Below are 26,896 nucleotides of genomic sequence, written 5' to 3'. Positions count from 1 at the left end.
CCGCCAAATCCACCACCACCGCCGAAGCCGCCGCTCGATCCACCGGAGCCGCCACGGCCGGTGGGAAGGATACCGAGCATCTGGCAGACAAACACCGTCAGGATGAACAACATCACCAGAAACACGAACAACGCCGGGTGCCGGGAAACGAAATCGCTCTGCGGATCACCGCTCGATTCATACACCGTCGACGGCTCGTCCAGCGGATTGCCGCCCAACACCACCAGCATCGCCGCCACGCCGTCGCTGATGCCCTTACTGAAGTTGCCCGCCTTGAACGAGGGGGTGATGACTTGATGAATGATCACCGAAGTTTGCGCATCGGTCAGCCGATCCTCCAGGCCATAACCGACTTCGATGCGCAGTTTGCGCTCGTCCCGGGCGACGATCAGCAGCGCGCCATTGTTTTTGTCCTTTTGACCGATGCCCCAGTGTCGGCCCAGTTGTACGCCAAAATCCTCGATGGTGGTGCCCTGCAGATCCGGCAGTGTGACCACGACCAATTGCTCGCCCGTGGCCTGCTCGTGAGCCTGCAACTGTTGGCTCAGTTGCGCACGCACCGAGGGCTCGAGCATCTGCGCCTCGTCCACCACCCGCCCGCTCAGCGCCGGGAATGTCAACTCGGCCCGGGCGCTGACGGCGAACAGCCACAGCATCAGCACCAGGCCCATCTTCAACACACGCATGGATAACCTCGGATCAGAACTTCACTTCCGGGGCCTTTTCCGCGCCGGGCGTAGTGGCTTCGAAGGTCTCGCGGATCGACAAGTCGCTGTACATCACGCTGTGCCAGAGGCGACCGGGGAAGGTGCGGATCTCGGTGTTGTATTTCTGCACCGCCAGAATGAAATCGCGCCGCGCCACGGCGATACGGTTTTCCGTGCCTTCAAGCTGCGATTGCAGGGCGAGGAAGTTCTGGTTGGCCTTCAGGTCCGGATAACGCTCGGACACCACCATCAAGCGACTCAACGCGCCGCTCAACTGATCCTGCGCCTGCTGGTACTGCTTGAGCTTCTCGGGATTGTCGAGGGTGCTGGCATCGACCTGGATCGACGTGGCCTTGGCCCGGGCCTCAATCACCGCGGTCAGGGTTTCCTTTTCGTGGGCGGCATAGCCCTTCACCGTTTCCACCAGATTGGGAATCAGGTCGGCGCGGCGCTGGTACTGGTTCTGCACCTGGCCCCACGCAGCCTTGGCCTGCTCGTCGAGGGTCGGGATGTTGTTGATGCCGCACGCGGTCAGCAACATCGCCAGCACCAGTAACGAGGCGACCTGCAAGCGTGAGCGAGTGGTAGGACTTACATTCATGGCAGTGATGCTCCCTGGCACATTTCATTTTAAAAACCGCCCGCGAAACACTCGGGGCCGGCTCTTGGGGCATAATCGGCCGCGCTACTGGATTGCTACGGGCCGATGGGCTAAAAAGAGGCCCTGCGCAGACGCGGCCAACTGTCCGCTGTCGTTTTTTGGCTCTGCGTTTTTGCGCCTGCACCCGAACAACAATAGTCGCTCCCTAAATTTTGGCTGGCCGGCATTGCATTGCCGTTTGCGCCCTTGAGAAAAACATTCATGAAGAAGCTGTGTTTGCTGGGCCTGTTCGTCAGCCTGGCCAGTCATCAAGTATTGGCCGCTGAGACCCCGGTACCCCTGGAAAACAAGGACGCTTTCATCAGTAACCTGATGAAGCAAATGACCCTCGACGAGAAGATCGGCCAGTTGCGCCTGATCAGCATCGGCCCGGAAATGCCCCGCGAGCTGATCCGCAAGGAGATTGCCGGCGGCAACATCGGCGGCACGTTCAACTCGATCACCCGCGCGGAAAACCGTCCGATGCAGGACGCCGCCATGCGCAGCCGCCTGAAGATTCCGATGTTTTTCGCGTACGACGTGATCCACGGTCACCGTACGATATTCCCGATTCCACTGGCCCTCGCTTCGAGCTGGGACATGGACGCCATCGGCCAGTCCGGCCGCGTTGCTGCCAAAGAAGCCGCCGCCGACAGCCTCGACATCACCTTCGCGCCGATGGTCGACATCTCCCGCGACCCGCGTTGGGGCCGCAGCTCTGAAGGCTTCGGTGAAGACACCTACCTGACTTCGCGCATCGCCAGAGTCATGGTCAAGGCCTATCAGGGCGAAACCCCGAGCGCGGCCGACAGCATCATGGCCAGCGTCAAGCACTTCGCCCTGTACGGCGCGGTCGAGGGTGGTCGCGACTACAACACCGTGGACATGAGCCCGGTGAAGATGTACCAGGACTACCTGCCACCGTACCGCGCGGCGATCGACGCCGGCGCGGGCGGTGTGATGGTGGCGTTGAACTCGATCAACGGTATCCCGGCCACCGCCGACACTTGGCTGATGAACGACTTGCTGCGCAGGGATTGGGGCTTCAAGGGCCTTGCGGTCAGCGACCACGGCGCGATCTTCGAGCTGATCAAGCACGGCGTTGCCCGCGACGGTCGGGAAGCGGCGAAGCTGGCGATCAAGGCCGGCATCGACATGAGCATGAACGACACCCTGTACGGCAAAGAGCTGCCGGGGCTGCTCAAGTCCGGCGAGATCGAACAGAAACACATCGACAACGCCGTGCGCGAAGTCCTCGCCGCCAAGTACGACATGGGCCTGTTCAAGGACCCGTACCTGCGCATCGGCAAGGCTGAAGACGATCCGGCCGACACCTACGCCGAAAGCCGTCTGCACCGCGCCGAGGCCCGCGAAGTGGCACGCCGCAGTCTGGTGCTGCTGAAGAACCAGAACGAAACCCTGCCGCTGAAGAAAACCGCGAAAGTCGCACTGGTCGGTCCTTTGGCCAAAGCGCCAATCGACATGATGGGCAGTTGGGCCGCCGCCGGCCGTCCGGCGCAATCGGTGACGCTGTTCGATGGCATGAGCGCAGTGATCGGCGACAAGGCGAACCTGATCTACGCCCGTGGCGCCAACATCACCGGCGACAAGAAGGTGCTCGACTACCTGAACTTCCTCAACTTCGATGCGCCGGAAGTGGTGGATGATCCGCGTCCGGCCAACGTGCTGATCGACGAAGCGGTGAAAGCCGCCAAGGACGCTGACGTGATCGTTGCAGCGGTGGGCGAGTCCCGTGGCATGTCCCACGAGTCCTCCAGCCGTACCGACCTGAACATCCCGGAAACACAGCGCGAGTTGATCCGCGCCCTGAAGGCGACCGGCAAACCGCTGGTGCTGGTGTTGATGAACGGCCGTCCGCTGACCATTCTCGAAGAGAACCAGTCGGCCGACGCGATTCTGGAAACCTGGTTCAGCGGCACCGAGGGCGGCAACGCCATCGCTGACGTGCTGTTCGGCGACTACAACCCGTCGGGCAAACTGCCGGTGACCTTCCCGCGCTCCGTGGGCCAGATTCCGACCTACTACAACCACCTGAGCATTGGCCGGCCATTCACGCCGGGCAAACCGGGCAACTACACCTCGCAGTATTTCGATGACACCACAGGTCCCCTGTTCCCGTTTGGGTATGGCCTGAGCTACACCGATTTCAGCCTGAATGACATGGCGCTGTCGTCGACCACCCTGAACACCACCGGCAAGCTCGACGCCAGTGTCATGGTGAAGAACACCGGCAAACGTGACGGCGAAACCGTGGTGCAGTTGTACATTCAGGACGTCACCGGCTCGATGATCCGCCCGGTGAAGGAACTGAAGAACTTCCAGAAAATCATGCTCAAGGCCGGCGAACAGAAAGTCGTGCACTTCACCATCACCGAGGATGACCTGAAGTTCTACAACGCCCAGCTCAAGTACGCGGCAGAGCCTGGCAAGTTCAACGTGCAGATCGGCCTGGATTCGCAGGATGTGAAGCAGCAGAGTTTCGAACTGCTGTAATTGTTTAGGCAACACATAAAACCTGTGGGAGCTGGCTTGCCAGCGATGAGGCCGGCACATTCAACATCTCTGTTGACTGATACTCCGCCATCGCTGGCAAGCCAGCTCCCACATTGGTTTTGGAGTGTGGCTGCTAGCCCCGTCTATCCAGGATGTTGACCACCAACCGATCCACCCACCCCCAAACCCGCTGCTTGACCCGCCGCCACAACGGCCGCTTCCGCCACTCCTCCAGACTCACCCGCTGGCTCAAGCCGAAGTCTTTCTCGAAACTCGCCACCACCGCTGCCGTCAACGACGGGTCCAGCGCCTCAAGGTTCGCCTCCAGATTGAAACGCAGATTCCAGTGATCGAAGTTGCACGAACCGATGCTCACCCAGTCATCCACCAGCACCATTTTCAGGTGCAGGAAACACGGCTGGTATTCGAAGATCTGCACCCCGGCCTTGAGCAGGCGCGGGTAGTAGCGGTGCCCGGCGTAGCGCACAGACGGGTGATCGGTGCGCGGCCCGGTCAACAGCAGCCGCACGTCGACACCGCGAGCGGCGGCTTTGCGCAGGGAGCGGCGGATATTCCAGGTGGGCAGGAAGTACGGCGTGGCCATCCAGATGCGTTTCTGCCCACTGTTCAAGGCACGAAACAGTGATTGCAGAATGTCGCGGTGCTGGCGGGCATCGGCGTAAGCCACGCGCCCCATGCCCTCGCCCATGTCCGGCACTTTGGGCAAGCGTGGCAGGCCGACATGCGCCGACGGTTTCCACGCTCGGCGATGGCGGTTGGCGATCCATTGGCGGTCGAACAGCACCTGCCAGTCGAGCACCAGCGGGCCGGTGATTTCCACCATCACTTCGTGCCATTCGCTGGTCTCTTTTTCAGGCGTCCAGAACTCATCGGTGACACCGGTGCCGCCGACCACGGCAAGACGCTGATCGACCAGCAGCAGCTTGCGGTGATCGCGATAGAAGTTGCCGAGCCAGCGCCGCCAGTGCAGGCGATTGTAGAAACGCAATTCAACCCCGGCGTGAGTCAGACGCTGACGCAGGTTGAGGGTGAACGCGAGGCTGCCGTAATCATCAAACAGGCAACGCACCCGCACGCCACGTTCGGCGGCTTGCACCAGCGCTTGCACCACGGCTTCGGCACAGGCGCCCGCCTCGACCAGGTACAACTCCAGTTCGACTTGCTCTTCGGCGCGGGCAATCGCCACCAGCATGCGCGGGAAAAATTGCGGGCCGTCGATCAACAGCTCGAAGCGATTGCCGTCACGCCAGGGGAAGATCGCGCCGCGCATGTCAGCGCGCCGTGAAGATCAGCACCGCACCCACCGGCACCGACAGACTGATGGCCGACAGGTCAGCCAGTTTGCGCAGGCTCTCCAGCCCAGGAACGAGATCGAAATCCTCGGCGTTGATCACCAGCGGCTCCAGGGTCACCACTTGAAAGCGCCGGTCATCGAGACGCGTCGCCAGCAGTTCGGCCGGGTATTCGTGCTGCTTGCCGTGCAGGTTGACGGTCAGCGGCAGGCGCAACTCAAGCTGCGCGCCGGGGGCCAGGTCTTTGATCGGGCGCAGGTCGATCTGAGTGGTGATGGTCGCGTCGGGAAACTGCTCGATCTGGAACAGCTCCTTGCGCATCCGCTCATCGCGCAGCGGGATGCCGCTGTTGATCGAGTCCAGTTCGACTTCGACCTCGGCGCGACCGTTAGGGTCGACTTTGCCGTGCAGCACCAGAAAGCGCTGCACTTCGGAAACATGGGCGTTTTTCGTGCTGACGAACGACAGCCGCGATGACTCGCCGTCCAGATACCAATTGGCCTGCGCCGGCAGCGCGGCGGCGGCCAGCAGCAGGCTGGCGAAGGCGTTACAGAGGGAGCGGTTGAACATTGAAGACTCGTGGGGTCGATAAACCTGAGCCGAACATTAACCGCCCGTGGATGTATTGCAAACCGTGGAGCGTAAAAGACTGTCAGGCCAATGCTTGCTGCACATCACCAATGGTCGCCGCCAGGCTATTGAGGTGCAGGCTCAACACCCGCTCCACCGGCGCCTGATCCATCGGCCAGTGCAATGCCATGCTGCCGACCAGTCGCCCTTGCGCACGGATCGGCAACGCCACCGCACGAATCAGAAACGGCAAGCGTACCGGGTATTCCCAGTAACCTTCGGTGCGCTGGCCAAAGCCCTGCTGCAACGCCGACTCGGTGGCCTGTAACAGACCTTCATCGCTCAACTGCTCGCGTTCGGCTAAGCGTTCGACCTCATGGCTGTCGAGTTCACCCAGACACGCTCGGCCCATCGCCGAATGAAACAGGCTGGCGTTATGCCCGACGATCTGGCAGTTGTTCGGATAGCGTTTGCGCAGTACCTGCGGGATCGCACTTTCCATGACTTCAACACGCTCACCGTCGAAGCACGACAAGTCCGCGACCAGCCCGGTGCGTTCGCTCAACTCAAGCAACATCGGCGCCGCACTCTCCACCAGATACCGCTTGAAACGCTGCTGACGATCACCGAACAGGCGCTTGGCGCACAGGCGATATCGCCGGTCGCTGAGGCCGCGGTAGATCCAGCCCTGCTCCTGCAAGGTCGCGAGCATCCGCGACACTGTGGCCTTGGGCAGCGTCGTCAGGTAGTGCAACTCCTCCAGCCCCAACGCCTGATGCTCGCCGAGCAACTCGACGATCGCCAGCGCCCGTTCGACCGAGCGCACGCTGCCGGTGTCTGCCTTGCTGCCCATAGGATCGACCTCCATGGTTACGAATGGATGATCACTTTTTGCAGCAAGATACGAGCCGCTCAGGCCGGTTGCAGGCATGGCGGCGGGCGCCGTTCGACCCAGCGGGTCAGTTGTTCGTGGGCGTAGGCCAGTTGCAAAACCGCACGATCCGCCTGGGCCGGGCCAATGATTTGCAGGCCCATCGGCAACCCCGCCGGGTTGAAACCGACCGGCACACTCATGCTCGGCAGTCCCGCCAATGTCGGGCCGATGACCACCTCCATCCAGCGGTGATAGGTGTCCATGGCGCGCCCACCAACGACGCGCGGCCACCGCTGTTGTGCATCAAAAGGGAACACTTGGGCGGTGGGCAGCAGCAGGAAATCGTAACGTTCGAACAGTTTGCTTAGCGCGCAATACCACTCGCTGCGCGCGACCGATGCCTGATAAACGTCGGCGGCGCTCAGACGCAATCCACCCTCCACTTCCCACTGCGCTTCAGGCTTGAGCAGTTCGCGTTTGCGCGGGTCGGCATACGCCGCGCCGAGGCTGCCTTGTACCAGAAAGTGCCGATGGGTCAGCCAGGTCTGCCACAAGCGCTGCATGGAAAAATCCGGCTGGCAGGCTTCGACCTGACAACCCAGCGCAGTGAAATCCGCCAGCGCCGATTCGCACAGACTCAGTACGCCGTCGTCCATCGGCAGATAGCCGTTGTAGTCGCCGAGCCAGCCGATACGCACGCCGGTGAAATCCCTTTGCAGCCCGTCGGCAAACTCCTGCGGCTGATCCTTCAGCGACAGCGGTACGCGCGAGTCGTAACCGGCCTGAGTCGACAGCAGCCGTGCGACGTCAGTAACGCTGCGGCCCATCGGGCCTTCGGTGGCCAGTTGCTGGACGAACACTTCAGGCCCAGGCCCGTGGGGCACGCGGCCCTGTGACGGGCGAAAGCCGAAGACGTTATTGAACGCCGCCGGATTGCGCAGCGAGCCCATCATGTCGCTGCCATCGGCCACCGGCAGCAAACGCAGGGCCAGCGCCACCGCGGCCCCGCCACTGCTGCCGCCGGCAATCAAGCTCGGGTCGTAGGCGTTGGTGGTGGTGCCGAACACACTGTTGTAGGTCTGCGAACCGAGGCCGAATTCCGGCACGTTGGTCTTGCCGATGATGATCGCGCCGCACGCGCGTACACGGGCCACGCTGATCGCGTCATGCTGAGGCACTTGCTCGGCGAACAGCGGCGAGCCCATGGTGGTGCGCAAACCGGCGGTGGCGGCCAGATCCTTGATCGCCTGTGGCATACCGTGCATCCAGCCGCGAGACTGGCCGCGATCCAGTTGGCGGTCGCATTCATCAGCCTCGCGAAGCAGGTCTTCATCAGCACGCAGCGACACCAGCGCATTGACCGACGGATTGAAGCGCTCGATGTGCGCCAGATACGCCTGCATCACTTCGCGACACGACACCTGGCGCGCATGAATTGCCCGGGACAGCGCATCGGCATCGAGGGCGACAATCGGGTGGATGGCTAACGGGCTCACGGTTTCACTCCCACATTGAGCGCGACGGGTTTCTTCGCGCGCGGCGCTTCCTGCAAGCAGTAAGTACCGAGCAGGGTCAGCAGGCAAGCGAACAACACGTAGAAGGCTGGCGCTACCGGCGTATTCAAGACTTTGCTCAGCCAGGTGACGATCAACGGTGCGAAACCACCGAACAGCATCACCGCCACGTTGTAGGCCACCGAGACGCCGGTTGAGCGCACTTCGATGGGAAACTGCTCGGCCAGCGCAGTCGGGGCCGGGCCGAAGAAGCCGCCAATGGCACTGCACAGCAACAGTTGCATCACCAGCAGACGCTCGATCGACGGCGCAGCCGCTACCCACACATACAGCGGATAGACCATCAAGAAAAACGCCAGGGTGAAGGCCATCAACACGGGCCGCCGCCCCACGCGATCCGACAGCGCGCCGGACAACGGAATCACCACGGTCATCAGCGCCACGGCGAGCATCTGCACCAGCAACACCTGATCCAGTGGCAGACCGAGATTGGTGTGGGCGAAGGTCGGCATGTTCACCAGCACCACGTAGAACGACACCGTAGCCCCGCACGCCAGCCCCATCGACACCAGCAGACTGCGGCGATGTTCGCGGATCACCTGCCACAAGCCCGGTGCCGCACCTTTGGCTTGCTTGCGCGCTTCGAGGAATTCTTCCGGTTCTTCCATGTGCTTGCGAATCCACAAGCCGACCGGGCCGATCAACAAACCGAGCACGAACGGGATCCGCCAGCCCCAGGTGTCCAGCGCCTCAGGCGTAAACAGGTGGGTGACCAACGCCACCATCGCCGCGCCAGCAAACACTGCCAGACATTGCCCGACCAGTTGCCACGAACCATAAAGCCCCTTGCGATGGGCCGGCGCGCTCTCCACCAGAAACGCCGTGGCGCTTGCGTATTCACCGCCGGTAGCAAAGCCTTGAAGCATCCGCGCGACGACGATCAGCAACGGCGCGCCCATGCCGATGGCAGCGTAGTTCGGCGCAAAAGCGATCAGCGCAATGGACACGGTCATCAGCCGGATGATCATCTGCATCGCCGCTTTGCGGCCCTTGCGGTCGGCATACATGCCGAGCAGGATGCCGCCCACCGGGCGCATGAAGAAGCCGACGCCGAAGGTCGCCAGCGCCATCAACAGCGAGGCGTAGCCATCTTCGGAGGGAAAAAATTGCCGGGCGATGATGCTCGCCAGAAAGCCGTAAACGATGAAGTCATACCATTCCAGCGCATTGCCGATAACGGCGGCGACCACTTGCCGGGTACGCGAAACGCCTGTGCTCGAAGCCTGCATGGGGAATTCTCCAAAAGCTGTTGGGTGATGATCCGCGCGCCAGGGCGCCCGGGGTTCAGCGGCAGCAGAAAGTGAAGAAATCAGGCCGGCTTGAGCCAGCTCTCGGTCAGCGCGCCCCAATACGCCGCGCCGGTCAGCAGGATGTCGTCATTAAAGTCATACGCGGGGTTGTGCACCATCGGCCGCGACACGCCGTTGCCGATAAACAGATACGCGCCAGGGCAACGCTGGAGCATCCAGGCGAAGTCTTCGCTGCCCATCAGTTTTGGTGTGTTGCCATCGACGGCGTCGGCGCCGACCAACTCGACGCCAACCTGCCGGGCGAACTCGGTTTCGGCGGCGTGGTTGACCAGCACCGGATAGGCCGGGCGGTGTTCGATGTGTGAGGTGCAGCCGAAACTCTCGGCCTGGGTTTCGATGATCGAGCGCACGCGGTCGAGGGTCTGTACACGCACTTCAGCGTTGAGGGCGCGTAGGCTCAGGCGCAGGATTGCCTGTTGCGGAATGACGTTGGCCGCCTCCCCCGCTTGCAGCGCACCGACCGTTACCACTGCCGCCTGTTGCGCATCGATGTTGCGCGAAACAACGGTTTGCAGCGCCATGACAGCGCTCGCCGCCGCAACCAGCGGATCAACTGCCAGATGCGGCATCGAACCGTGGCCACCGACACCTTCGATGGTCACGGTGAGCAGATCCTGCGACGCCATCATCGGCCCTTCGCGAAAGCCCAGGTGCCCGGCAGGCAGGCCCGGCATGTTGTGCATGCCGAACAGCGCATCGCAGGGGAAGCGTTCGAGCAGGCCATCGGCGAGCATCGCTTCGGCGCCGCCCTGGCCCTCTTCGGCGGGTTGGAAAATCAGTGTGAGGGTGCCGTCGAACTGGCGGGTTGCGGCCAGATAACGCGCGGCGCCGAGGAGCATCGCGGTATGCCCGTCGTGACCGCAGGCGTGCATGCAGCCCTGATGCTGGCTGCTGTAGGCGACGCCGGTGTTCTCGATGATCGGCAAGGCGTCCATGTCGGCGCGCAGACCGAGTTTTCGCGAGCTGCTGCCGTTGCGCAGCACGCCGACCACGCCGGTCTTGCCGATGCCGGTATGGACTTCGTAACCCCAGCTTTCGAGCGATTGGGCGACCAGCGCCGAAGTGCGATTTTCCTCGAAGCCGAGTTCGGGGTGAGCGTGAATGTCCTGGCGGGTGGCGTGCAGTTCGCTGGCCACGTCGTTGAGCCAGGCCAGAATGTGCTGATGTCGGGGCATGACGGTTCTCCTCGCGCGGGTGTTCCCGGTCTTTTTGTTCGGTCAGATTTCACGACACGTACAAGGCAGGTCGTGCTCACCGCCAGATAACCGCGAGATGCGCGCGAGGACAATCGAATGTGGTTCCGCAGGGTGGAACCTGACTTCATCGAACTCCTACAGGGGAATTGGGTTTTTTCAAGGATTGAGACGACAGCCCTGTCGCTCGCTCAGCCATTGGGCTTTGTTTGTGCGGCCCATGCCGCTGACGGTGATGGTTTTGCTGGCAGATTCATCGGCAAAACCACTGGTCGGCAGCCACTGTTTTACATAGCCGCGACAGTACTCGGCGTCGTTGTTCATGACGTAGCGGCACGAACAATATTCCTTGGCGGTGTAGGCGCTGATGATGTCGGGGAAGGCCCACAAATTTTCGCGCTCGTACCCGATCCAGCCGAGCAGCAATACAAGCAGCACCAGCAAGAAGCGCTTCATGGCTGCACCGCCTTCAGTACACGCTTGAGCAATTCGTTGTGCCGGTAGCTGCCGTCACGATCATCGGCGTAGCGCACGATCACCAGTTTTTCACTGGGAATCACGTACAGCGCCTGGCCCCAATGGCCGAGGGCGGCGTAGGTGTCGGGCGGTGCGTCGGGCCAGGGCGATGCGGTGCCATCCAACGGGCGATTGAGCCACCACTGGCCGCCGGGTATGGCTTCGTCCTGCTGGGCCTTATAACCGGCGAACGGCTTGAGGTTGAAGGCGACCCAGTCCTTGGGCAGCAACTGCCGATCATTCCAGCGTCCGTCGCGGGCCATAAACAGACCGACTCGCGCCAGATCCCGCGCGGTGAGATAGGCGTAGGACGAAGCGACAAAAGTGCCGCTCGCATCCGTCTCCCACACCGCGCTGCGAATACCCAAAGGCTCAAACAAGGCTGTCCACGGATAGTCGGAATAACGCTGCGGGCCGACGATGGATTTCAACGCGGCCGCCAACAGATTGCTGTCGCCGCTGGAATAACGGAAGACCTGCCCCGGTGCCGCAAAGGTGTCGTGATCGGCAGTGAACGCAGCCATGTCGCGATGGCCACGGGTGTAAAGCATCGCCACCACCGAGGATTTCAGCGGGGCGTATTCGTAGTCTTCCTGCCAGTCGATTCCCGAGGCCCAGTGCAGCAGATCCGCGAGGGTGATGGCTGGGTGTTTTTCCAGCGCCGGGTAGAACTTCACGGCGGCGTCTTCAAGTTTGAACAGACCTTCGCCGTAAGCAACACCGAGCACGGTGGCCATCAGGCTTTTGCTGATCGACCAGGTCAAGTGCGGGGTGTCGGCGGTGGTCGGGCCGGCGTAGCGTTCGTAGATGACCTGGCCGTCGCGGATAATCAGCAAGGCGTCGGTGCGGATGCCTTGGCGGGTGGTGTCGTCGCGGGGTGGGAAGGCGTAGGCCTCAAGGTCTTTAATCGCTGTAATCTGCGGGCCGACCGGCCATTGCTCGCCGGGCCATTGTTCGGCCTGGACGGTGGCGCTGATCAGCAAAAGAAGCAGGGACAGGCCTTTGAACATGGTGAGGGCTCTTGGGGAGAACCTGCTGAGGGTAGTCGCAGTTGATGACAGATGTGTGGTGATGTTGAGGCCTGCTCGCGAAGAGGCCGGTCAGGCCTGCGCCAAAGCCTTGGCCAGCCGCTTGGCCCTGGCGCCGTAGGCCAACTGCATCACCCCCTGATCGCGCTGCCACATCGCCGCCCACTCCGGATTGCCTCCAGCCAACGCCTGATCGATCTCCGGTTTCAACGAATCAAACTGCGCAAACAACCCACCCAACAACACATGCCCGGCCGGATTGTTAGGAGGCTGCCGACTGGCTTCCGCGCACCCTGCCAACAACGCCAGCAAACGCAATTGCAGCGTCTGCGGCCAGTCGCTCTCCTGCCCGACGCCATACAGCCAAGCGGTCATCGCACTCAGCACATAGACATCTTCCAGCGTGCGAAACGGTTTGACGTAAGCATCCCAACCGTCCCCCGCAAGTAACTCGCACAAGGCGCCGTCGAGGTGCAGCCGGCCATGGCTGATGTCCGGCATCAGCGGCAGTGGCGGGAGTTTTTCCACCGTTACGCCGGGCTCACCGGGATACACCACCGCCAGACTCAGGCGCGGCGTTTCGCCGGGTTCTTCGCTGCGCGCGGCAATCAGCAGCCAGTCCGCCGCATCGCCGGCGGTGACGAAATCCTTGCGGCCGCTCAGGCGCAAATCGGTCAGCCGGGTCTGCATATCGGCCGGGCGCAAGCTGCGCTGTTCCGTTGCACACAGCGCGCCGAGGCTCAGCGGTGCACTCGGCCACAGCATGCGCAACGCCGCCTGATAACCGACCAGAAACGCCAGCCCCGGCGTCGCCATCCGCTGCCCGCCCGCCACCGCCAATTCGAATGGCGTGACGTTGCCCAGTTCATGCAACAACGTCGCAAAACCCTCCGCCAGGTCAGCCACGGCGGGCAATCGTTCGCGGCTTTCGAGCAGATCTGACCAGGGCATAAGAGGCTCCTTGTGGGCTGTCATATAAGCATCACCAAACTTTCATGGCGATGACACCGGGGCTACATAGCCTGACTTTGCACAACACGGCTGCATAAAGAAAGTCGATCGGCTGCAACCCACGACGGGTTAAAGGCCCGTACGGAGATTCACATGACTCAGATCGCCCGCATCAGCGACACCGGCAATGAACGCCGCCTGCAAGCCGAACGCCTGATCGGCGCCGAGGCCTTGCAGCAAGCCCAAGCCTTGCGATTCAGCGTATTCAGCGGCGAATTCAACGCCAAGCTGAAAGGCGCAGAACTGGGTCTGGACATGGATGATTATGATGTTCACTGCAGCCACATCGGCGTGCGAGACCTGAACACCGGGCGCCTGGTGGCGACCACGCGGTTGCTTGATCACACCGCCGCCAGCACCCTGGGCAAGTTCTACAGCGAAGAAGAATTCAGCCTGCATGGCCTCGCCCATTTGAAAGGCCCGATCCTCGAAATCGGCCGCACCTGCGTCGACCCGGCCTACCGCAACGGCGGAACCATCGCCGTGCTGTGGGGCGAACTCGCCGAAGTGTTGAATCAGGGCGGTTACAGCTACCTGATGGGTTGCGCGAGCATTCCGATGCAGGACGGCGGCGTGCAGGCCCACGCGATCATGCAGCGTCTGCGTGAACGTTATCTGTGCACCGAACACTTGCGCGCAGAGCCGAAAAAGCCGTTGCCGACTCTGGATATTCCATCAAACGTGATCGCCGAAATGCCACCGCTGCTCAAAGCCTATATGCGTCTGGGCGCGAAGATCTGCGGCGAGCCGTGCTGGGATGAAGATTTCCAGGTCGCCGACGTGTTCATCCTGCTCAAGCGCGACGAGCTCTGCCCACGCTACGCCAAACACTTCAAGGCGGCCGTGTAATGAGTCGCCTGCGGGTGTACGCGCGGATCGCGCGAGTGCTATTGGTGGTCTCGCTGGGCTTGAGCATGGCCACTGTCTTCGGCGTGTTCGAACGCATTGGCCTGGCGCATTCGATGGAACGCCGCCAACGCTGGTCGCGCTTCTTCATGGCGCGCCTGAGCAATGCCCTGCCCTTTCGCGTGAGCGTTCACGGTGAGCTGCCAAAACAGCCGATGCTGTGGGTCAGCAACCACGTTTCCTGGACGGACATTCCGCTGCTCGGCATGCTCACGCCGCTGTCGTTTCTGTCCAAGGCCGAAGTGCGCACCTGGCCGGTGGCCGGTTGGCTGGCGGCGAAGGCTGGCAGCCTGTTCATCCGTCGCGGTTCGGGCGACAGCCAGTTGATCCGCAAGCAGATGACCCGTCACCTGCAAACCGATCACTCACTGCTGATGTTCCCGGAAGGCACCACCACCGACGGCCGTTCGCTGCGTACCTTTCACGGTCGCTTGCTGTCGGCGGCGATTGATTCGCAAGTGATGCTGCAACCGGTGGCAATCCGTTATCTGCGTGACGGCGAAATCGATGCGCTGGCACCGTTCATTGGTGACGATGATTTGCTGTCGCACCTGATGCGCTTGTTCAGCAATGATTGCGGCGATGTCGAGGTGCATCTGCTCAAGCCGATTGCCTGTCAGGGCCGGGAGCGCGCGGCGCTGGCGTTTGAAGCACAGCAGGCGGTGCAGAAGGTGTTGTTTGGGGCGATCCCGGAAAAACAACAAGCCCCGATGCGTCCGGCTATCGCCGCCTGAAATACAAATCCAAAAATCACCCTCAGCCCCTGTGGGAGCTGGCTTGCCAGCGATAGCGGTAGACCAGCCGACACGAATGTTGAATGTGCTGACGCCATCGCTGGCAAGCCAGCTCCCACAGGGATTCAGGGTGTTGGTGGAGACTGAGCGAAGTCCTGCAGTTGTGGGTAGAAAAGTCGGAAGTCCTCGCTCAACGGCTCATACAACCGCCGCAACTCCTGCATCGCCCCCGCCAACTCTTCCGGCCGGGTCAGGCGCCGGGAGATCCCGCGCAACACCTGCTCCAGCACTTCAAACTCCTGATACGACCCCAACCAGTCATTGGCGACCATGTGCGGCGCAATCTTCGCCAGTCGTTCGGGCAGTTGCTGCTCGCGAGACAACACGCGATAAACATCAGCGGTGAACTGCTCCAACGGCTGATCGGCGTACAACCTCCAGTCCCGCGCCAGGCAGTGGTCGAAAAACACATCAAGGACGATCCCCACGTAACGTCGCCGGGTCTCGGAAAATCGCCCCAGCGCGATATCCACCAAAGGATGGCGATCGGTAAAAACGTCAATCCGTCGGTGCAGTTGAATGGCCGCCTCGAGCTCCGGAGCAAACTGCCCTTGCAGCCGACCTTTGACGAAATCGCCATACAGGCTGCCGAGTAATTGCTCGGGGCGCTGGCCACCGAGGTGCAAATGTGCGAGATAGTTCATGGGCGCAGCTTAGCACTGCGCCTTCGTTTCAATACACTCAACGTATCGTTATAACCCGATATACCGATTTACGCGGTCGTAAGATCAAATTCATATTGGTATATCGCGAAGTACCGATTTAAAGTTCGCCTCATCGCGATATAGCGCTACAGACATCACGAGCCCAAGCCATGAACATCGACCTCGACGAAATAATAAAAGCCCTGGCACACCCAGTACGGCGAGACATCCTCATCTGGCTGAAAGACCCCAAAGCCCAGTTTCCGGAACAGATTCACAACCACGAGTACGGCATCTGCGCCGGGCAGATCGATCAACGCTGCGGCCTGTCGCAGTCGACCGTTTCCGCCCACCTCGCCACCCTGCAACGCGCCGGGCTGATCAGCAGCCAGAAGGCCGGGCAGTGGCACTTCTTCAAACGCAACGAGGACGTGATTCAGGCTTTCCTCGACGCCATCGTCAAAGAGCTCAGCGCTCCCACAAGGAATTGATTCAAATGCCCCTCTCGCTACTCATCCTGGCCTTGAGCGCCTTCGCCATCGGCACCACCGAGTTCGTCATCATGGGCTTGCTGCCCGATGTGGCGGCCGACCTCGGTGTGTCGATCCCCGGCGCCGGCTGGCTGGTGACCGGTTACGCCCTGGGCGTGGCCATTGGTGCACCGTTCATGGCACTGGCCACCGCCAAACTGCCGCGCAAGGCTGCTCTGGTAGCGTTGATGGGCATTTTCATCGTCGGCAACCTGCTTTGCGCCATCGCCAGTGACTACAACGTGCTGATGTTTGCCCGTGTCGTCACCGCGCTGTGCCACGGTGCGTTCTTCGGTATCGGTTCGGTAGTGGCCGCAGGTCTGGTGGCACCGAACAAACGCGCTTCGGCAGTCGCTTTGATGTTCACCGGTTTGACCCTGGCGAACGTCCTTGGCGTGCCATTGGGCACCGCGTTGGGTCAGGAAGCCGGCTGGCGCTCGACCTTCTGGGCAGTGACGGTGATTGGTGTGATCGCTCTGATCGGCCTGATCCGCTTCCTGCCGGCCAAGCGTGACGAAGAAAAACTCGACATGCGCGCCGAACTCGCCGCCCTCAAAGGCGCCGGTATCTGGCTGTCGCTGAGCATGACCGCACTGTTTGCAGCTTCCATGTTCACCCTCTTCACCTACGTTGCCCCGCTGCTCGGCGATGTCACCGGTGTCTCGCCAAAAGGCGTGACCTGGACCCTGCTGTTGATCGGCCTCGGTCTGACTGTTGGCAACATCATCGGCGGCAAACTGGCGGACAAACGCCTGGGCGCCACGCTGATCGGCGTGTTCGTGGCGATGGCGGTGGTTTCCACCGTCTTGAGCTGGACCAGCGTCGCGCTGATCCCGACTGAAATCACCCTGTTCCTCTGGGCCACCGCTTCTTTTGCTGCCGTACCAGCGCTGCAAATCAACGTAGTGACCTTCGGCAAGGCGGCGCCGAACCTGGTGTCGACCCTGAACATCGGCGCGTTCAACGTCGGCAACGCCCTCGGCGCCTGGGTCGGTGGCAGCGTCATCGCCCACGGTTTCGGCCTGACCAGCGTGCCTCTGGCCGCAGCAGCTTTAGCGGTACTCGCCCTGCTGGTGACCCTGATTACTTTCCGTCAGAACGGCAATGCCGATCTGGCCCCCGCTACCCACTGATTAACCACTTCACTGACGAGGGTTGTAGACATGGCAACTATTTTCGATCCGATCAAACTGGGCGACGTCGAGCTGTCCAACCGCATCATCATGGCGCCGCTGACCCGCTGCCGCGCCGACGAAGGCCGCGTGCCGAACGCGCTGATGGCCGAGTACTACGTGCAACGCGCCTCGGCTGGCCTGATCCTCAGCGAAGCCACTTCGGTGACGCCGATGGGCGTCGGCTACCCGGACACCCCGGGCATCTGGTCCAACGATCAGGTGCGCGGCTGGTCCAACGTGACCAAAGCCATTCACGGCGCTGGCGGCAAGATCTTCCTGCAACTGTGGCACGTCGGCCGGGTCTCCCACCCGTCGTACCTGAACGGCGAAGCGCCGGTCGCCCCAAGCGCCATCCAGCCTAAGGGCCACGTCAGCCTGGTGCGCCCAATGGCCGACTACCCTACCCCGCGTGCTCTGGAAACCGCTGAGATCGCCGACATTGTCGACGCCTACCGCACCGGTGCCGAAAACGCCAAAGCCGCCGGTTTCGACGGTGTGGAAATCCACGGCGCCAACGGCTACCTGCTCGACCAGTTCCTGCAAAGCAGCACCAACCAGCGCACCGACAACTACGGCGGCTCCCTGGAAAACCGTGCCCGCCTGTTACTGGAAGTGACTGACGCCGCCATCGAAGTCTGGGGCGCCGGCCGTGTCGGTGTGCACCTGGCACCGCGTGCCGACTCCCATGACATGGGCGACGACAATCTGGCTGAAACCTTCACTTACGTGGCTCGCGAGCTGGGCAAACGTGGCATCGCCTTCATCTGCTCCCGTGAGAAAGAAGGCGCCGACAGCCTCGGCCCGCAACTCAAAGAAGCGTTCGGCGGCCCGTACATCGCCAACGAGCGCTTCACCAAGGACAGCGCCAACGCGTGGCTGGCCAGCGGCAAGGCTGACGCCGTGGCGTTCGGTGTGCCGTTCATTGCCAACCCGGATCTGCCGGCGCGTTTGAAGGCCGATGCGCCGCTCAATGAAGCTCGCCCAGAACTGTTCTACGCGAAAGGCCCGGTCGGCTACATCGACTACCCGACGCTGTAAGCCTTATTCAGTACGAGGCAGGCAGAAACACAAAAGCCCCGACTCGCAAGAGCCGGGGCTTTTTCTTGGGCGCCCGATAGGCAGGCAGCTAACAACCGTTCACACACACGACACAAAATCCCTACAAAATACGTAGCTCGCTACATATAAACTGCGCGCCGCGAACGTATATAAAAGCAGGCCAATTGACACAAGCTGTGCCAATTACGCATTTTGTTTCATTTGCGCAGGCTGGGGCTCAGGCGCAGCATGTCCAACCCTGTATCGACCCAGCGCTCGGCTTCGGCGTGCAGTTCAAAGCTGTCTGGCGCCAACAGCCATCCATAGAGGAGGCCATCAATATAGGCATGAATGCTGATGGCTGCGCGGGCAGTGTCGAGATCGTCCGGCAACTGGCCGCGATTCACCGCATTACGCAGGGTCAGCCCGATACGCAGATTGCAATCGAGACTGGCCGCCCGGCGCTGTTGGCGCAAATCGCACATTTCATCGGTGAACTCGCACTTATGAAACAGAATTTCGTTGATGCGCCGGGTCTTCGGATCCAGCGCAACTTGATGAAACAAATGAATCAGCAATTTGCGCATGCAGCCCAGCGGGTCGAGTTCGTCCTCGCTTTCACTGGCTTTGGCCAGTTCATCCAGCGGCTCATGCAAGCTGTCGAGCATGGCCTGGACCAGATCGGCCTTGTTGCTGAAATGCCAATAGATGGCGCCGCGAGTGACACCGGCCATTGTCGCGATATCCGCCAGGGTCGTGCGGGCCACGCCTCTTTCATAGAAGGCTTTCTCCGCCGCTTCCAGAATCTGGCTGCGGGTTTCTTGAGCTTCCTCTTTGGTACGACGGACCATGGCAGTAAAACCTCAAACAGGATGTCTCAGGGATGTCTGAATATCCGCTGAATAAAGAGGGGGCGATCTCTCGCGAATCGGCTCCCCGGCCTACAATTTCAAACCTTGCAACGACTTTTGTAACAGGGTGGGTACGAAGCCAAGGTATTTACAAACAACCATGAACGTAAGTATATTCCTTAGCAAGCTACTTATCCACCCAGCAAAATTTTTTTACCCTTACACACTTCTTGTGCGCTTCTCGCGCGCCTGACCCGAGGATCTTCATGCAATTCAAGCCAGCTGTTACCGCTCTGGTCACTGCCGTCGCCCTGGCATCGCTGCTCAGCGGATGTAAAAAGGAAGAAGCGGCCCCAGCCGCTCCGCCTCCTCAGGTCGGCGTCGTCACCCTTCAACCCCAAGCGTTCACCCTCACGTCTGAACTGCCGGGCCGCACCAGTGCGTTCCGCATCGCTGAAGTTCGGCCACAGGTCAACGGCATCATTCTCAAGCGTCTGTTCAAGGAAGGCGGCGACGTCAAAGCCGGCCAGCAGCTGTATCAGATCGATCCGTCGGTCTATGAAGCGACCCTGAAAAGCGCCGAAGCCAGCCTGCGTTCGACCAAGTCGATCTCCGACCGCTACAAGCAACTGGTCGATGAACAGGCCGTGAGCCGTCAGGAATACGACACCGCCGTGTCCAACCGCATGGAATCGGAAGCGTCGTTGCAGAGCGCCCAGATCAACGTGCGTTACACCAAGGTCTACGCGCCGATTTCCGGCCGTATCGGTCGCTCTTCGGTCACCGAAGGTGCGCTGGTCAGCAACGGCCAGACCGATGCGATGGCGACGATCCAGCAACTCGACCCGATCTACGTCGACGTCACCCAGTCCTCGGTGGAATTGCTGGAACTGCGCCGTGAGCTGGAAAGCGGTCGTCTGCAGAAGGCCGGCGACAACTCGGCGGCGGTCAAACTGACTTTGGAAGACGGCAGCCAGTACAAGCTCGACGGTAAGCTGGAATTCTCCGAAGTCACGGTCGACCCGACTACCGGCTCCGTGACCCTGCGTGCGGTATTCCCGAACCCGGATCACACCCTGCTGCCGGGCATGTTCGTCCGCGCCCAGTTGCAGGCCGGCGTCAACGCCGCCGCCATTCTGGCGCCGCAACAAGGCGTGACCCGTGACCTCAAAGGTACCCCGACCGCACTGATCGTCGGCGCCGACAACAAGGTGGAGCTGCGTCAGCTCAAGGCCAGCCGCACCGTCGGCAGCCAGTGGCTGATCGAAGACGGCCTCAAGGCCGGCGATCGTCTGATCACCGAAGGGCTGCAATACGTCCGTCCGGGTGTGCAGGTGAACCCGAGCGAAGCGACTAACGTAGGCACCAAGAACCCGGCCCCCGCTCAAGCAGCTGACAAAGCCGCTGGCGGCAAAGGGGAGTAACTCATGTCGAAATTTTTTATCGACCGTCCGATTTTCGCCTGGGTAATAGCCCTGGTGATCATGCTGGTCGGGGCTCTATCGATCCTCAAGTTGCCGATCAACCAATACCCGAGCATTGCGCCACCGGCCATTGCGATCTCCGTGACCTACCCGGGCGCTTCGGCGCAAACCGTGCAGGACACTGTGGTTCAGGTGATCGAGCAGCAACTCAACGGTATCGACAACCTGCGTTATGTGTCGTCGGAAAGTAACTCCGACGGCAGCATGACCATCACCGCGACCTTCGAGCAAGGCACCAACTCCGACACCGCGCAGGTTCAGGTTCAGAACAAGCTGAACCTGGCCACCCCGCTGTTGCCGCAGGAAGTGCAGCAACAAGGTATCCGCGTGACCAAGGCAGTGAAAAACTTCCTGCTGGTGATCGGCGTGGTGTCGCGTGACGGCAGCATGAACAAGGACGACCTGTCCAACTACATCGTGTCGAACATGCAGGATCCGATCTCGCGGACTGCCGGTGTCGGTGACTTCCAGGTCTTCGGTGCCCAGTACGCGATGCGCATCTGGCTCGACCCGGCCAAGTTGAACAAGTACAACCTGACCCCGTCTGACGTGAGCACCGCGATCTCGGCGCAGAACGTTCAGGTTTCCTCCGGTCAACTCGGCGGTTTGCCAGCGCTGCCTGGCCAGCAACTGAACGCCACAATCATCGGCAAGACCCGTCTGCAAACTGCCGAGCAGTTCAAGGCGATCCTGCTGAAGGTCAACCAGGACGGTTCGCAAGTACGTGTCGGCGATGTCGCTGACGTGGGCCTGGGTGGTGAAAACTCCAGCATTTCTGCTCAGTTCAACGGCAGTCCGGCTTCCGGTCTGGCGGTAAAACTGGCCAACGGCGCCAACGCCCTCGACACCGCCAAAGCGCTGCGCAAGACGATTGACGATCTCAAGCCGTTCTTCCCGCAAGGCATGGAAGTGGTGTTCCCGTATGACACCACTCCAGTGGTGACCGAATCGATCAAGGGTGTGATTGAAACCCTGGTCGAAGCGATCGTGCTGGTGTTCCTGGTGATGTTCCTGTTCCTGCAGAACTTCCGCGCCACTGTCATCACCACGATGACCGTGCCGGTGGTATTGCTGGGTACGTTCGGCATCCTTGCCGCCGCAGGCTTCAGCATCAACACCCTGACCATGTTCGGTATGGTGCTGGCCATCGGCTTGCTGGTGGACGACGCCATTGTTGTGGTGGAAAACGTCGAGCGGGTGATGGCCGAAGAAGGCCTGTCACCGAAGGAAGCGACCAAGAAGTCCATGGGCCAGATTCAAGGCGCATTGGTCGGTATCGCCCTTGTTCTGTCGGCGGTACTGCTGCCGATGGCGTTCTTCAGCGGTTCCACTGGTGTGATCTACAAGCAGTTCTCGATCACCATCGTCTCGGCCATGGCCCTGTCGGTACTGGTTGCACTGATCTTCACCCCGGCGCTGTGCGCCACCATGCTCAAGCCCATTGCGAAGGGTGAGCACGGTACGCCGAAAAAAGGCTTCTTCGGCTGGTTCAACCGCAATTTCGACCGTGGCGTCAGAAGTTATGAGCGCGGTGTCGGCAATATGCTGCAGCGCAAGGCCCCGTATCTGCTGGCGTACTTGCTGATCGTCGTCGGCATGATCTGGCTGTTCACACGCATTCCAACCGCGTTCCTGCCGGAAGAAGACCAGGGCGTACTGTTCGCTCAGGTACAAACCCCGGCCGGCTCCAGTGCCGAACGTACTCAAGTCGTGATCGACGAGATGCGTACCTACCTGCTGGATAAAGAAGCGGGTGCGGTGTCCTCGGTGTTTACCGTGAACGGCTTCAACTTTGCCGGTCGTGGTCAGAGTTCCGGTCTGGCGTTCATCATGCTCAAGCCTTGGGGCGAGCGTGACGCAAACAACAGTGTGTTCGCACTCGCACAGCGTGCCCAGCAACACTTCTTCAGCTTCCGCGACGCGATGGTGTTTGCTTTCGCCCCGCCTGCGGTACTGGAGTTGGGTAACGCCACCGGTTTCGACGTGTTCCTGCAAGACCGTGCCGGTATCGGTCACGAAAAACTGATGGAAGCACGTAACCAGTTCCTCGGCCTGGCGGCACAGAGCAAGGTGCTCTACCAGGTGCGTCCGAACGGCCTGAACGACGAACCGCAATACCATCTGGAAATCGACGACGAGAAAGCCCAGGCCCTTGGCTTGAGCCTCTCCGACATCAACAGCACCCTGTCGATCTCCCTCGGTAGTAGCTACGTCAACGACTTCATCGACCGTGGTCGGGTGAAGAAGGTTTACGTGCAAGGTCAGGCCGGTGCTCGCATGAGCCCTGAAGACCTGAAGAAATGGTACGTGCGCAACAGCGCCGGGACCATGGTGCCGTTCTCCGCTTTCGCCAAGGGCGAGTGGATCTACGGTTCGCCGAAACTGGCCCGATATAACGGCGTGGAAGCGATGGAGGTGCTCGGTTCTCCGGCACCGGGTTATTCCACCGGTGATGCGATGGCCGAAGTCGAAGCGATTGCCAAGAAGTTGCCGGCCGGTGTCGGTATCTCCTGGACGGGTCTGTCCTATGAGGAACGTCTGTCCGGCTCGCAAGCGCCTGCGCTGTACGCCCTGTCGCTGCTGATGGTGTTCCTGTGTCTGGCGGCGCTGTATGAAAGCTGGTCGATTCCGATCGCGGTCATGCTCGTGGTGCCGTTGGGGATCATCGGTGCGTTGATGGCCACCAGCCTGCGCGGTCTGTCCAACGACGTGTACTTCCAGGTGGGCCTGTTGACGACCATCGGTCTTGCGGCTAAAAACGCCATTCTGATCGTCGAATTCGCCAAAGAGCTGCACGAGCAAGGGCGCAGTCTGCGCGATGCGGCGATTGAAGCGTGCCGCATGCGTTTGCGACCGATCATCATGACGTCGCTGGCCTTCGTACTCGGTGTTGTACCGTTGGCGATCTCCACCGGCGCCGGTTCAGGCAGTCAACATGCGATCGGTACTGGCGTAATTGGCGGTATGCTCACGGCCACGATCCTGGCGATCTTCTGGGTCCCACTGTTCTTCGTCACTGTGTCGTCCATAGGCCAGCGCAAAAACGCCGACCAGGATGACACCAAAGAAACTCCTAAAGAGGCTGGCCAATGAGCAAGTCGCTACTCTCCATCGCAGTCGCCGCCTTCGTGCTGAGCGGTTGCTCGCTGATACCTGATTATCAGCAGCCTGAGGCTCCGGTCGCAGGCCAGTACCCGCAAGGGCCGGCGTACTCGCCGGCCCAGGCACCGGCGCAGGCCGCTGCCGAGCAGGGCTGGAAGCAGTTTTTCCATGATACTGCCCTGCAACAGCTGATCCAGGTTTCGCTGGAAAACAACCGCGACCTGCGCGTCGCGGCACTGAACATCGACGCCTACGCGGCTCAATACCGCATCCAGCGCGCCGACCTGTTCCCGGCGGTTTCGGCCAATGCCAGCGGCAGCCGTCAACGGGTGCCGGCGCGTGCCTCGCAGACCGGTGAAGCGGGCATCACCAGCTCCTACTCCGCCACTGTCGGCATCAGTGCCTACGAACTCGATCTGTTCGGTCGGGTTCGCAGCCTGAGCGAACAAGCGCTGCAACAATACTTCGCCACTGAAGAAGCACGTCGCAGCACCCAGATCAGTCTGGTTGCCAGCGTCGCCAATGCCTATCTGACCTGGCAAGCGGACAAAGAACTGCTCAAGCTGACTCAGGACACCCTCGGTGCCTTCGAAGAAAGCTACAAGCTGACCAGCCGCAGCAATGAAGTCGGTGTCGCGTCGGCACTGGATCTGGCGCAGTCGCGTACCTCGGTTGAAAACGCTCGTGCTCAACTGGCGCGTTATACCCGTCAGGTGGCTCAGGATGAAAACAGTCTGACCTTGCTGCTCGGCACCGGTATCCCGGCCAATCTGCAAGCGGCCAAACCGCTGTCTGACGACCTGCTCAGCGACGTGCCGGCCGGTCTGCCATCGGATCTGCTGCAACGTCGTCCGGACATCCTGCAAGCCGAGTACAACCTGAAGGCCGCCAACGCCAACATCGGCGCAGCCCGTGCAGCGTTCTTCCCGAGCATCAGCCTGACCGCCAACGCGGGTAGCCTGAGCCCGGACCTGTCCGGCCTGTTCAAGGGTGGTTCGGGGACGTGGCTGTTCCAGCCGCAGATCAACCTGCCGATCTTCAACGCCGGCAGCCTGCGCGCCAGCCTCGACTACGCCAAGATCCAGAAGGACATCGGCGTGGCGAACTACGAGAAGGCGATTCAAACCGGCTTCCAGGAAGTCGCCGACGGCCTGGCCGCGCGCCAGACTTACACCGAGCAGTTGCAGGCGCAGCGTGACTTTGTGCAAGCCAACCAGGATTACTACCGCCTGGCCGAGCGTCGCTATCGTATCGGCGTCGACAGCAACCTGACCTTCCTCGATGCCCAGCGTCAGCTGTTCAGCGCCCAACAAGCGCTGATCACCGACCGCCTCGCGCAGCTGACCAGTGCGGTCAACCTGTACAAGGCCCTGGGGGGTGGCTGGAATGCGCAAACCGCGCAGAACGAACCGCTGAAAGAAGAAGCACCGAAGATGAAGTTGTTCTGATTATCGGGTGAACACAAGGAGCCCACCTTTTGGTGGGCTTTTTGTTGTCTGCCAGAAAGTGATGTTGCCAGGGCTGCCCCCTTTCGCGTCACCACAAAACCCGGCTCAATCTTGCGTTCGATAATCGCCCAAAACCCGCTTTCCCCGATTGAAACCCCGCCTCCGCGCCCCGCACCATTCGCTTCACAAAACCAATAACAACAGGTTCGACACCATGCCACCGCGCCCTGCCCTGTCCGGCTGATCGCCGCCGCTTCATCCCCGAATCTGCAACTTCATGTTTGCCCTCGAAAGCGGCGGCAACGGATCCCGTTCGACTCAAAAAAACAAAAAGAGAATCTGCAATGACACATCCCACTGCGCCGTACGCATTACCCAGCCTGATCGCGCTTGCACTGGCCGGCGTCGCCCTGCCCGCCGCGGCCGAAGAAGCCGGGTTTGTCGAGGGCGCCAAGGTCAATCTGAACCTGCGCAACTTCTACATCAACCGCAACTTCACCAACCCGACCAAAACCCAGGGCAAGGCTGAAGAGTGGACGCAGAGCTTCATCCTCGACGCAAAATCCGGCTTCACCCAAGGCACCGTCGGTTTCGGCATGGACGTGCTCGGCCTGTATTCGGTGAAGCTCGATGGCGGCAAAGGCACCGGCGGCACCCAGTTGCTGCCGCTGGATCACGATGGCCGCCCGGCGGACAATTTCGGCCGCACTAACGTCGCGTTCAAGGCCAAGCTGTCGCAGACCGAAGTGAAGGTCGGCGAGTGGATGCCGGTACTGCCGATCCTGCGTTCGGACGACGGTCGATCGCTGCCGCAAACCTTTCGTGGCGGCCAGATCACCTCGAAGGAAATCGACGGCCTGACCCTTTACGGCGGCCAGTTCCGCGCCAACAGCCCGCGCGACGACAGCAGCATGAGCGACATGTCGATGACCGGCAAAGCCGCGTTTACCTCCGATCGCTTCAACTTTCAGGGCGGCGAATATGTGTTCAACGAAAAACGCACGCAGATCGGTCTGTGGAACGCCGAACTCAAAGACATTTACAGCCAGCAGTACGTCAACCTGATCCACAGCCAGCCACTCGGCGACTGGACGCTAGGCGCCAACCTCGGCTTTTTCTACGGCAAGGATGACGGCAGCGCCCGCGCTGGTGATCTGGACAACAAGACCTGGTCGGGCATGTTCTCGGCCCGATACGGCGGCAACACCTTCTACGTCGGCCTGCAGAAACTCACCGGCGACAGCGCGTGGATGCGCGTCAACGGCACTAGCGGCGGCACGCTGGCCAACGACAGCTACAACGCCAGTTACGACAATGCGCAGGAACGCTCATGGCAGGTGCGTCACGACTACAATTTTGTCGCCCTCGGCATTCCCGGCCTGACCCTGATGAACCGCTACATCAGCGGCGACAACGTGCACACCGGGACCATCACCGATGGCAAGGAATGGGGCCGCGAATCGGAACTGGGCTACACCGTGCAAAGCGGCGCGCTCAAGGACTTGAACGTCAAATGGCGCAACTCGACCATGCGCCGCGATTTCAGCAACAACGAGTTCGATGAGAACCGCTTGATCGTCAGCTATCCGATCAGCTTGCTGTAAACCCAAGTCCTCTGTAGGAGCTGCCGCAGGCTGCGATCTTTTGATCTTGATCTTAAAAACAAATCAAAAG

Annotated in this window: 23 protein-coding genes; 10 read left to right on the top strand and 13 right to left on the bottom strand. The window is 61.1% G+C overall.

Annotated features, from left to right (window positions below; genetic code table 11):
- Together IAI51_RS26570 and IAI51_RS26565 are read right to left on the bottom strand one after the other, a co-directional pair.
- Positions 1–686: TPM domain-containing protein (locus IAI51_RS26570; RefSeq protein WP_187681177.1), on the bottom strand; the 686-nt coding region annotated here is incomplete at its 3' end.
- Positions 687–699: 13 nt separating this feature from the next.
- Positions 700–1,308 (bottom strand): LemA family protein, encoded by a 609-nt coding sequence (locus IAI51_RS26565; RefSeq protein WP_187681176.1) that lies wholly within the window; start codon positions 1,306–1,308, stop codon positions 700–702.
- Positions 1,309–1,569: 261 nt separating this feature from the next.
- On the opposite strand from IAI51_RS26565, the gene bglX reads away from it, so the two are divergent.
- Complete coding sequence (gene bglX, locus IAI51_RS26560; protein WP_187681175.1) at positions 1,570–3,861, top strand: beta-glucosidase BglX; 2,292 nt, start codon at positions 1,570–1,572, stop codon at positions 3,859–3,861.
- A 133-nt stretch (positions 3,862–3,994) separates the two neighbouring features.
- Here the strand turns inward: bglX and IAI51_RS26555 are convergent, their stop codons facing one another.
- The 9 genes from IAI51_RS26555 to IAI51_RS26515 form a co-directional block, all read right to left on the bottom strand.
- Positions 3,995–5,152: a phospholipase D-like domain-containing protein gene (locus IAI51_RS26555; protein WP_187681174.1), complete on the bottom strand. Its 1,158-nt coding sequence runs from the start codon at positions 5,150–5,152 to the stop codon at positions 3,995–3,997.
- Between the two features lies 1 nt (position 5,153).
- Positions 5,154–5,744 (bottom strand): YceI family protein, encoded by a 591-nt coding sequence (locus IAI51_RS26550; protein WP_187681173.1) that lies wholly within the window; start codon positions 5,742–5,744, stop codon positions 5,154–5,156.
- Between the two features lie 82 nt (positions 5,745–5,826).
- Positions 5,827–6,597, bottom strand: a complete 771-nt coding sequence (locus IAI51_RS26545; RefSeq protein WP_187681172.1) for an IclR family transcriptional regulator — start codon at positions 6,595–6,597, stop codon at positions 5,827–5,829.
- 59 nt (positions 6,598–6,656) lie between these two features.
- Entirely contained in the window at positions 6,657–8,114 is a 1,458-nt protein-coding gene (locus IAI51_RS26540) for an amidase (protein WP_187681171.1), read from the bottom strand.
- A complete protein-coding gene (locus tag IAI51_RS26535) occupies positions 8,111–9,421 on the bottom strand; it encodes a citrate-proton symporter (protein ID WP_187681170.1) in 1,311 nt (436 codons plus the stop codon). Before IAI51_RS26535 ends, IAI51_RS26540 begins: the two co-directional genes overlap by 4 nt.
- 80 nt (positions 9,422–9,501) lie before the next feature.
- Positions 9,502–10,677 carry a M20 aminoacylase family protein gene (locus IAI51_RS26530; protein ID WP_187681169.1) on the bottom strand — a complete coding sequence of 392 codons (1,176 nt, stop codon included), beginning with the start codon at positions 10,675–10,677 and terminating at the stop codon, positions 9,502–9,504.
- Between the two features lie 177 nt (positions 10,678–10,854).
- Entirely contained in the window at positions 10,855–11,151 is a 297-nt protein-coding gene (locus IAI51_RS26525; protein WP_187681168.1) for an amidase, read from the bottom strand.
- Positions 11,148–12,221, bottom strand: coding sequence for a serine hydrolase domain-containing protein (locus IAI51_RS26520; RefSeq protein WP_187681167.1), 1,074 nt, complete (start codon positions 12,219–12,221; stop codon positions 11,148–11,150). Before IAI51_RS26520 ends, IAI51_RS26525 begins: the two co-directional genes overlap by 4 nt.
- Positions 12,222–12,311: 90 nt before the next feature.
- Positions 12,312–13,190, bottom strand: a complete 879-nt coding sequence (locus tag IAI51_RS26515; protein ID WP_187681166.1) for an acyl-CoA dehydrogenase family protein — start codon at positions 13,188–13,190, stop codon at positions 12,312–12,314.
- 153 nt (positions 13,191–13,343) lie between these two features.
- Between IAI51_RS26515 and olsB the strand changes: the two genes are divergently transcribed.
- Together olsB and IAI51_RS26505 are read left to right on the top strand one after the other, a co-directional pair.
- Entirely contained in the window at positions 13,344–14,099 is a 756-nt protein-coding gene (gene olsB, locus IAI51_RS26510) for an L-ornithine N(alpha)-acyltransferase (protein WP_187681165.1), read from the top strand.
- The gene (locus IAI51_RS26505) at positions 14,099–14,890 is read left to right on the top strand and encodes a lysophospholipid acyltransferase family protein (RefSeq protein WP_187681164.1); all 792 of its coding nucleotides are present in this window, start codon (positions 14,099–14,101) and stop codon (positions 14,888–14,890) included. Before olsB ends, IAI51_RS26505 begins: the two co-directional genes overlap by 1 nt.
- Positions 14,891–15,015: 125 nt before the next feature.
- Here IAI51_RS26505 and IAI51_RS26500 read toward each other — a convergent pair whose 3' ends face one another.
- Positions 15,016–15,594 carry an ACP phosphodiesterase gene (locus tag IAI51_RS26500; RefSeq protein WP_187681163.1) on the bottom strand — a complete coding sequence of 193 codons (579 nt, stop codon included), beginning with the start codon at positions 15,592–15,594 and terminating at the stop codon, positions 15,016–15,018.
- Between the two features lie 170 nt (positions 15,595–15,764).
- On the opposite strand from IAI51_RS26500, the gene IAI51_RS26495 reads away from it, so the two are divergent.
- Genes IAI51_RS26495 through IAI51_RS26485 form a run of 3 tightly spaced genes read left to right on the top strand, consistent with a single transcriptional unit; the run spans position 15,765 to position 18,337 of the window.
- Positions 15,765–16,085: an ArsR/SmtB family transcription factor gene (locus tag IAI51_RS26495; protein ID WP_103307017.1), complete on the top strand. Its 321-nt coding sequence runs from the start codon at positions 15,765–15,767 to the stop codon at positions 16,083–16,085.
- A gap of 5 nt (positions 16,086–16,090) precedes the next feature.
- Positions 16,091–17,257 (top strand): MFS transporter, encoded by a 1,167-nt coding sequence (locus IAI51_RS26490; protein ID WP_187681162.1) that lies wholly within the window; start codon positions 16,091–16,093, stop codon positions 17,255–17,257.
- A gap of 30 nt (positions 17,258–17,287) precedes the next feature.
- A complete protein-coding gene (locus tag IAI51_RS26485) occupies positions 17,288–18,337 on the top strand; it encodes an alkene reductase (protein WP_187681161.1) in 1,050 nt (349 codons plus the stop codon).
- Between the two features lie 218 nt (positions 18,338–18,555).
- Here the strand turns inward: IAI51_RS26485 and emhR are convergent, their stop codons facing one another.
- The gene (emhR, locus tag IAI51_RS26480) at positions 18,556–19,188 is read right to left on the bottom strand and encodes an efflux system transcriptional repressor EmhR (protein ID WP_187681160.1); all 633 of its coding nucleotides are present in this window, start codon (positions 19,186–19,188) and stop codon (positions 18,556–18,558) included.
- A 266-nt stretch (positions 19,189–19,454) separates the two neighbouring features.
- On the opposite strand from emhR, the gene IAI51_RS26475 reads away from it, so the two are divergent.
- The 4 genes from IAI51_RS26475 to IAI51_RS26460 all read left to right on the top strand — a co-directional run bounded on the left by IAI51_RS26475 (position 19,455) and on the right by IAI51_RS26460 (position 26,826).
- The gene (locus IAI51_RS26475; RefSeq protein ID WP_187681159.1) at positions 19,455–20,612 is read left to right on the top strand and encodes an efflux RND transporter periplasmic adaptor subunit; all 1,158 of its coding nucleotides are present in this window, start codon (positions 19,455–19,457) and stop codon (positions 20,610–20,612) included.
- A gap of 3 nt (positions 20,613–20,615) precedes the next feature.
- Positions 20,616–23,765, top strand: coding sequence for an efflux RND transporter permease subunit EmhB (emhB, locus tag IAI51_RS26470; protein ID WP_187681158.1), 3,150 nt, complete (start codon positions 20,616–20,618; stop codon positions 23,763–23,765).
- On the top strand, positions 23,762–25,222 hold the full coding sequence (gene emhC / locus IAI51_RS26465; RefSeq protein WP_187681157.1) for an efflux RND transporter outer membrane subunit EmhC: 1,461 nt from the start codon (positions 23,762–23,764) through the stop codon (positions 25,220–25,222). The genes emhB and emhC overlap by 4 nt, the downstream gene beginning before the upstream one ends.
- Positions 25,223–25,566: 344 nt before the next feature.
- Positions 25,567–26,826, top strand: coding sequence for an OprD family porin (locus IAI51_RS26460; protein ID WP_187681156.1), 1,260 nt, complete (start codon positions 25,567–25,569; stop codon positions 26,824–26,826).
- Positions 26,827–26,896: the final 70 nt, after the last annotated feature.

This window comes from Pseudomonas sp. N40(2020), assembly GCF_014472415.1.
Taxonomy (GTDB): domain Bacteria; phylum Pseudomonadota; class Gammaproteobacteria; order Pseudomonadales; family Pseudomonadaceae; genus Aquipseudomonas.
The sequence above is the reverse complement of the archived record's forward strand: the minus strand, read 5'-3'. Positions and strand labels throughout refer to the sequence as shown.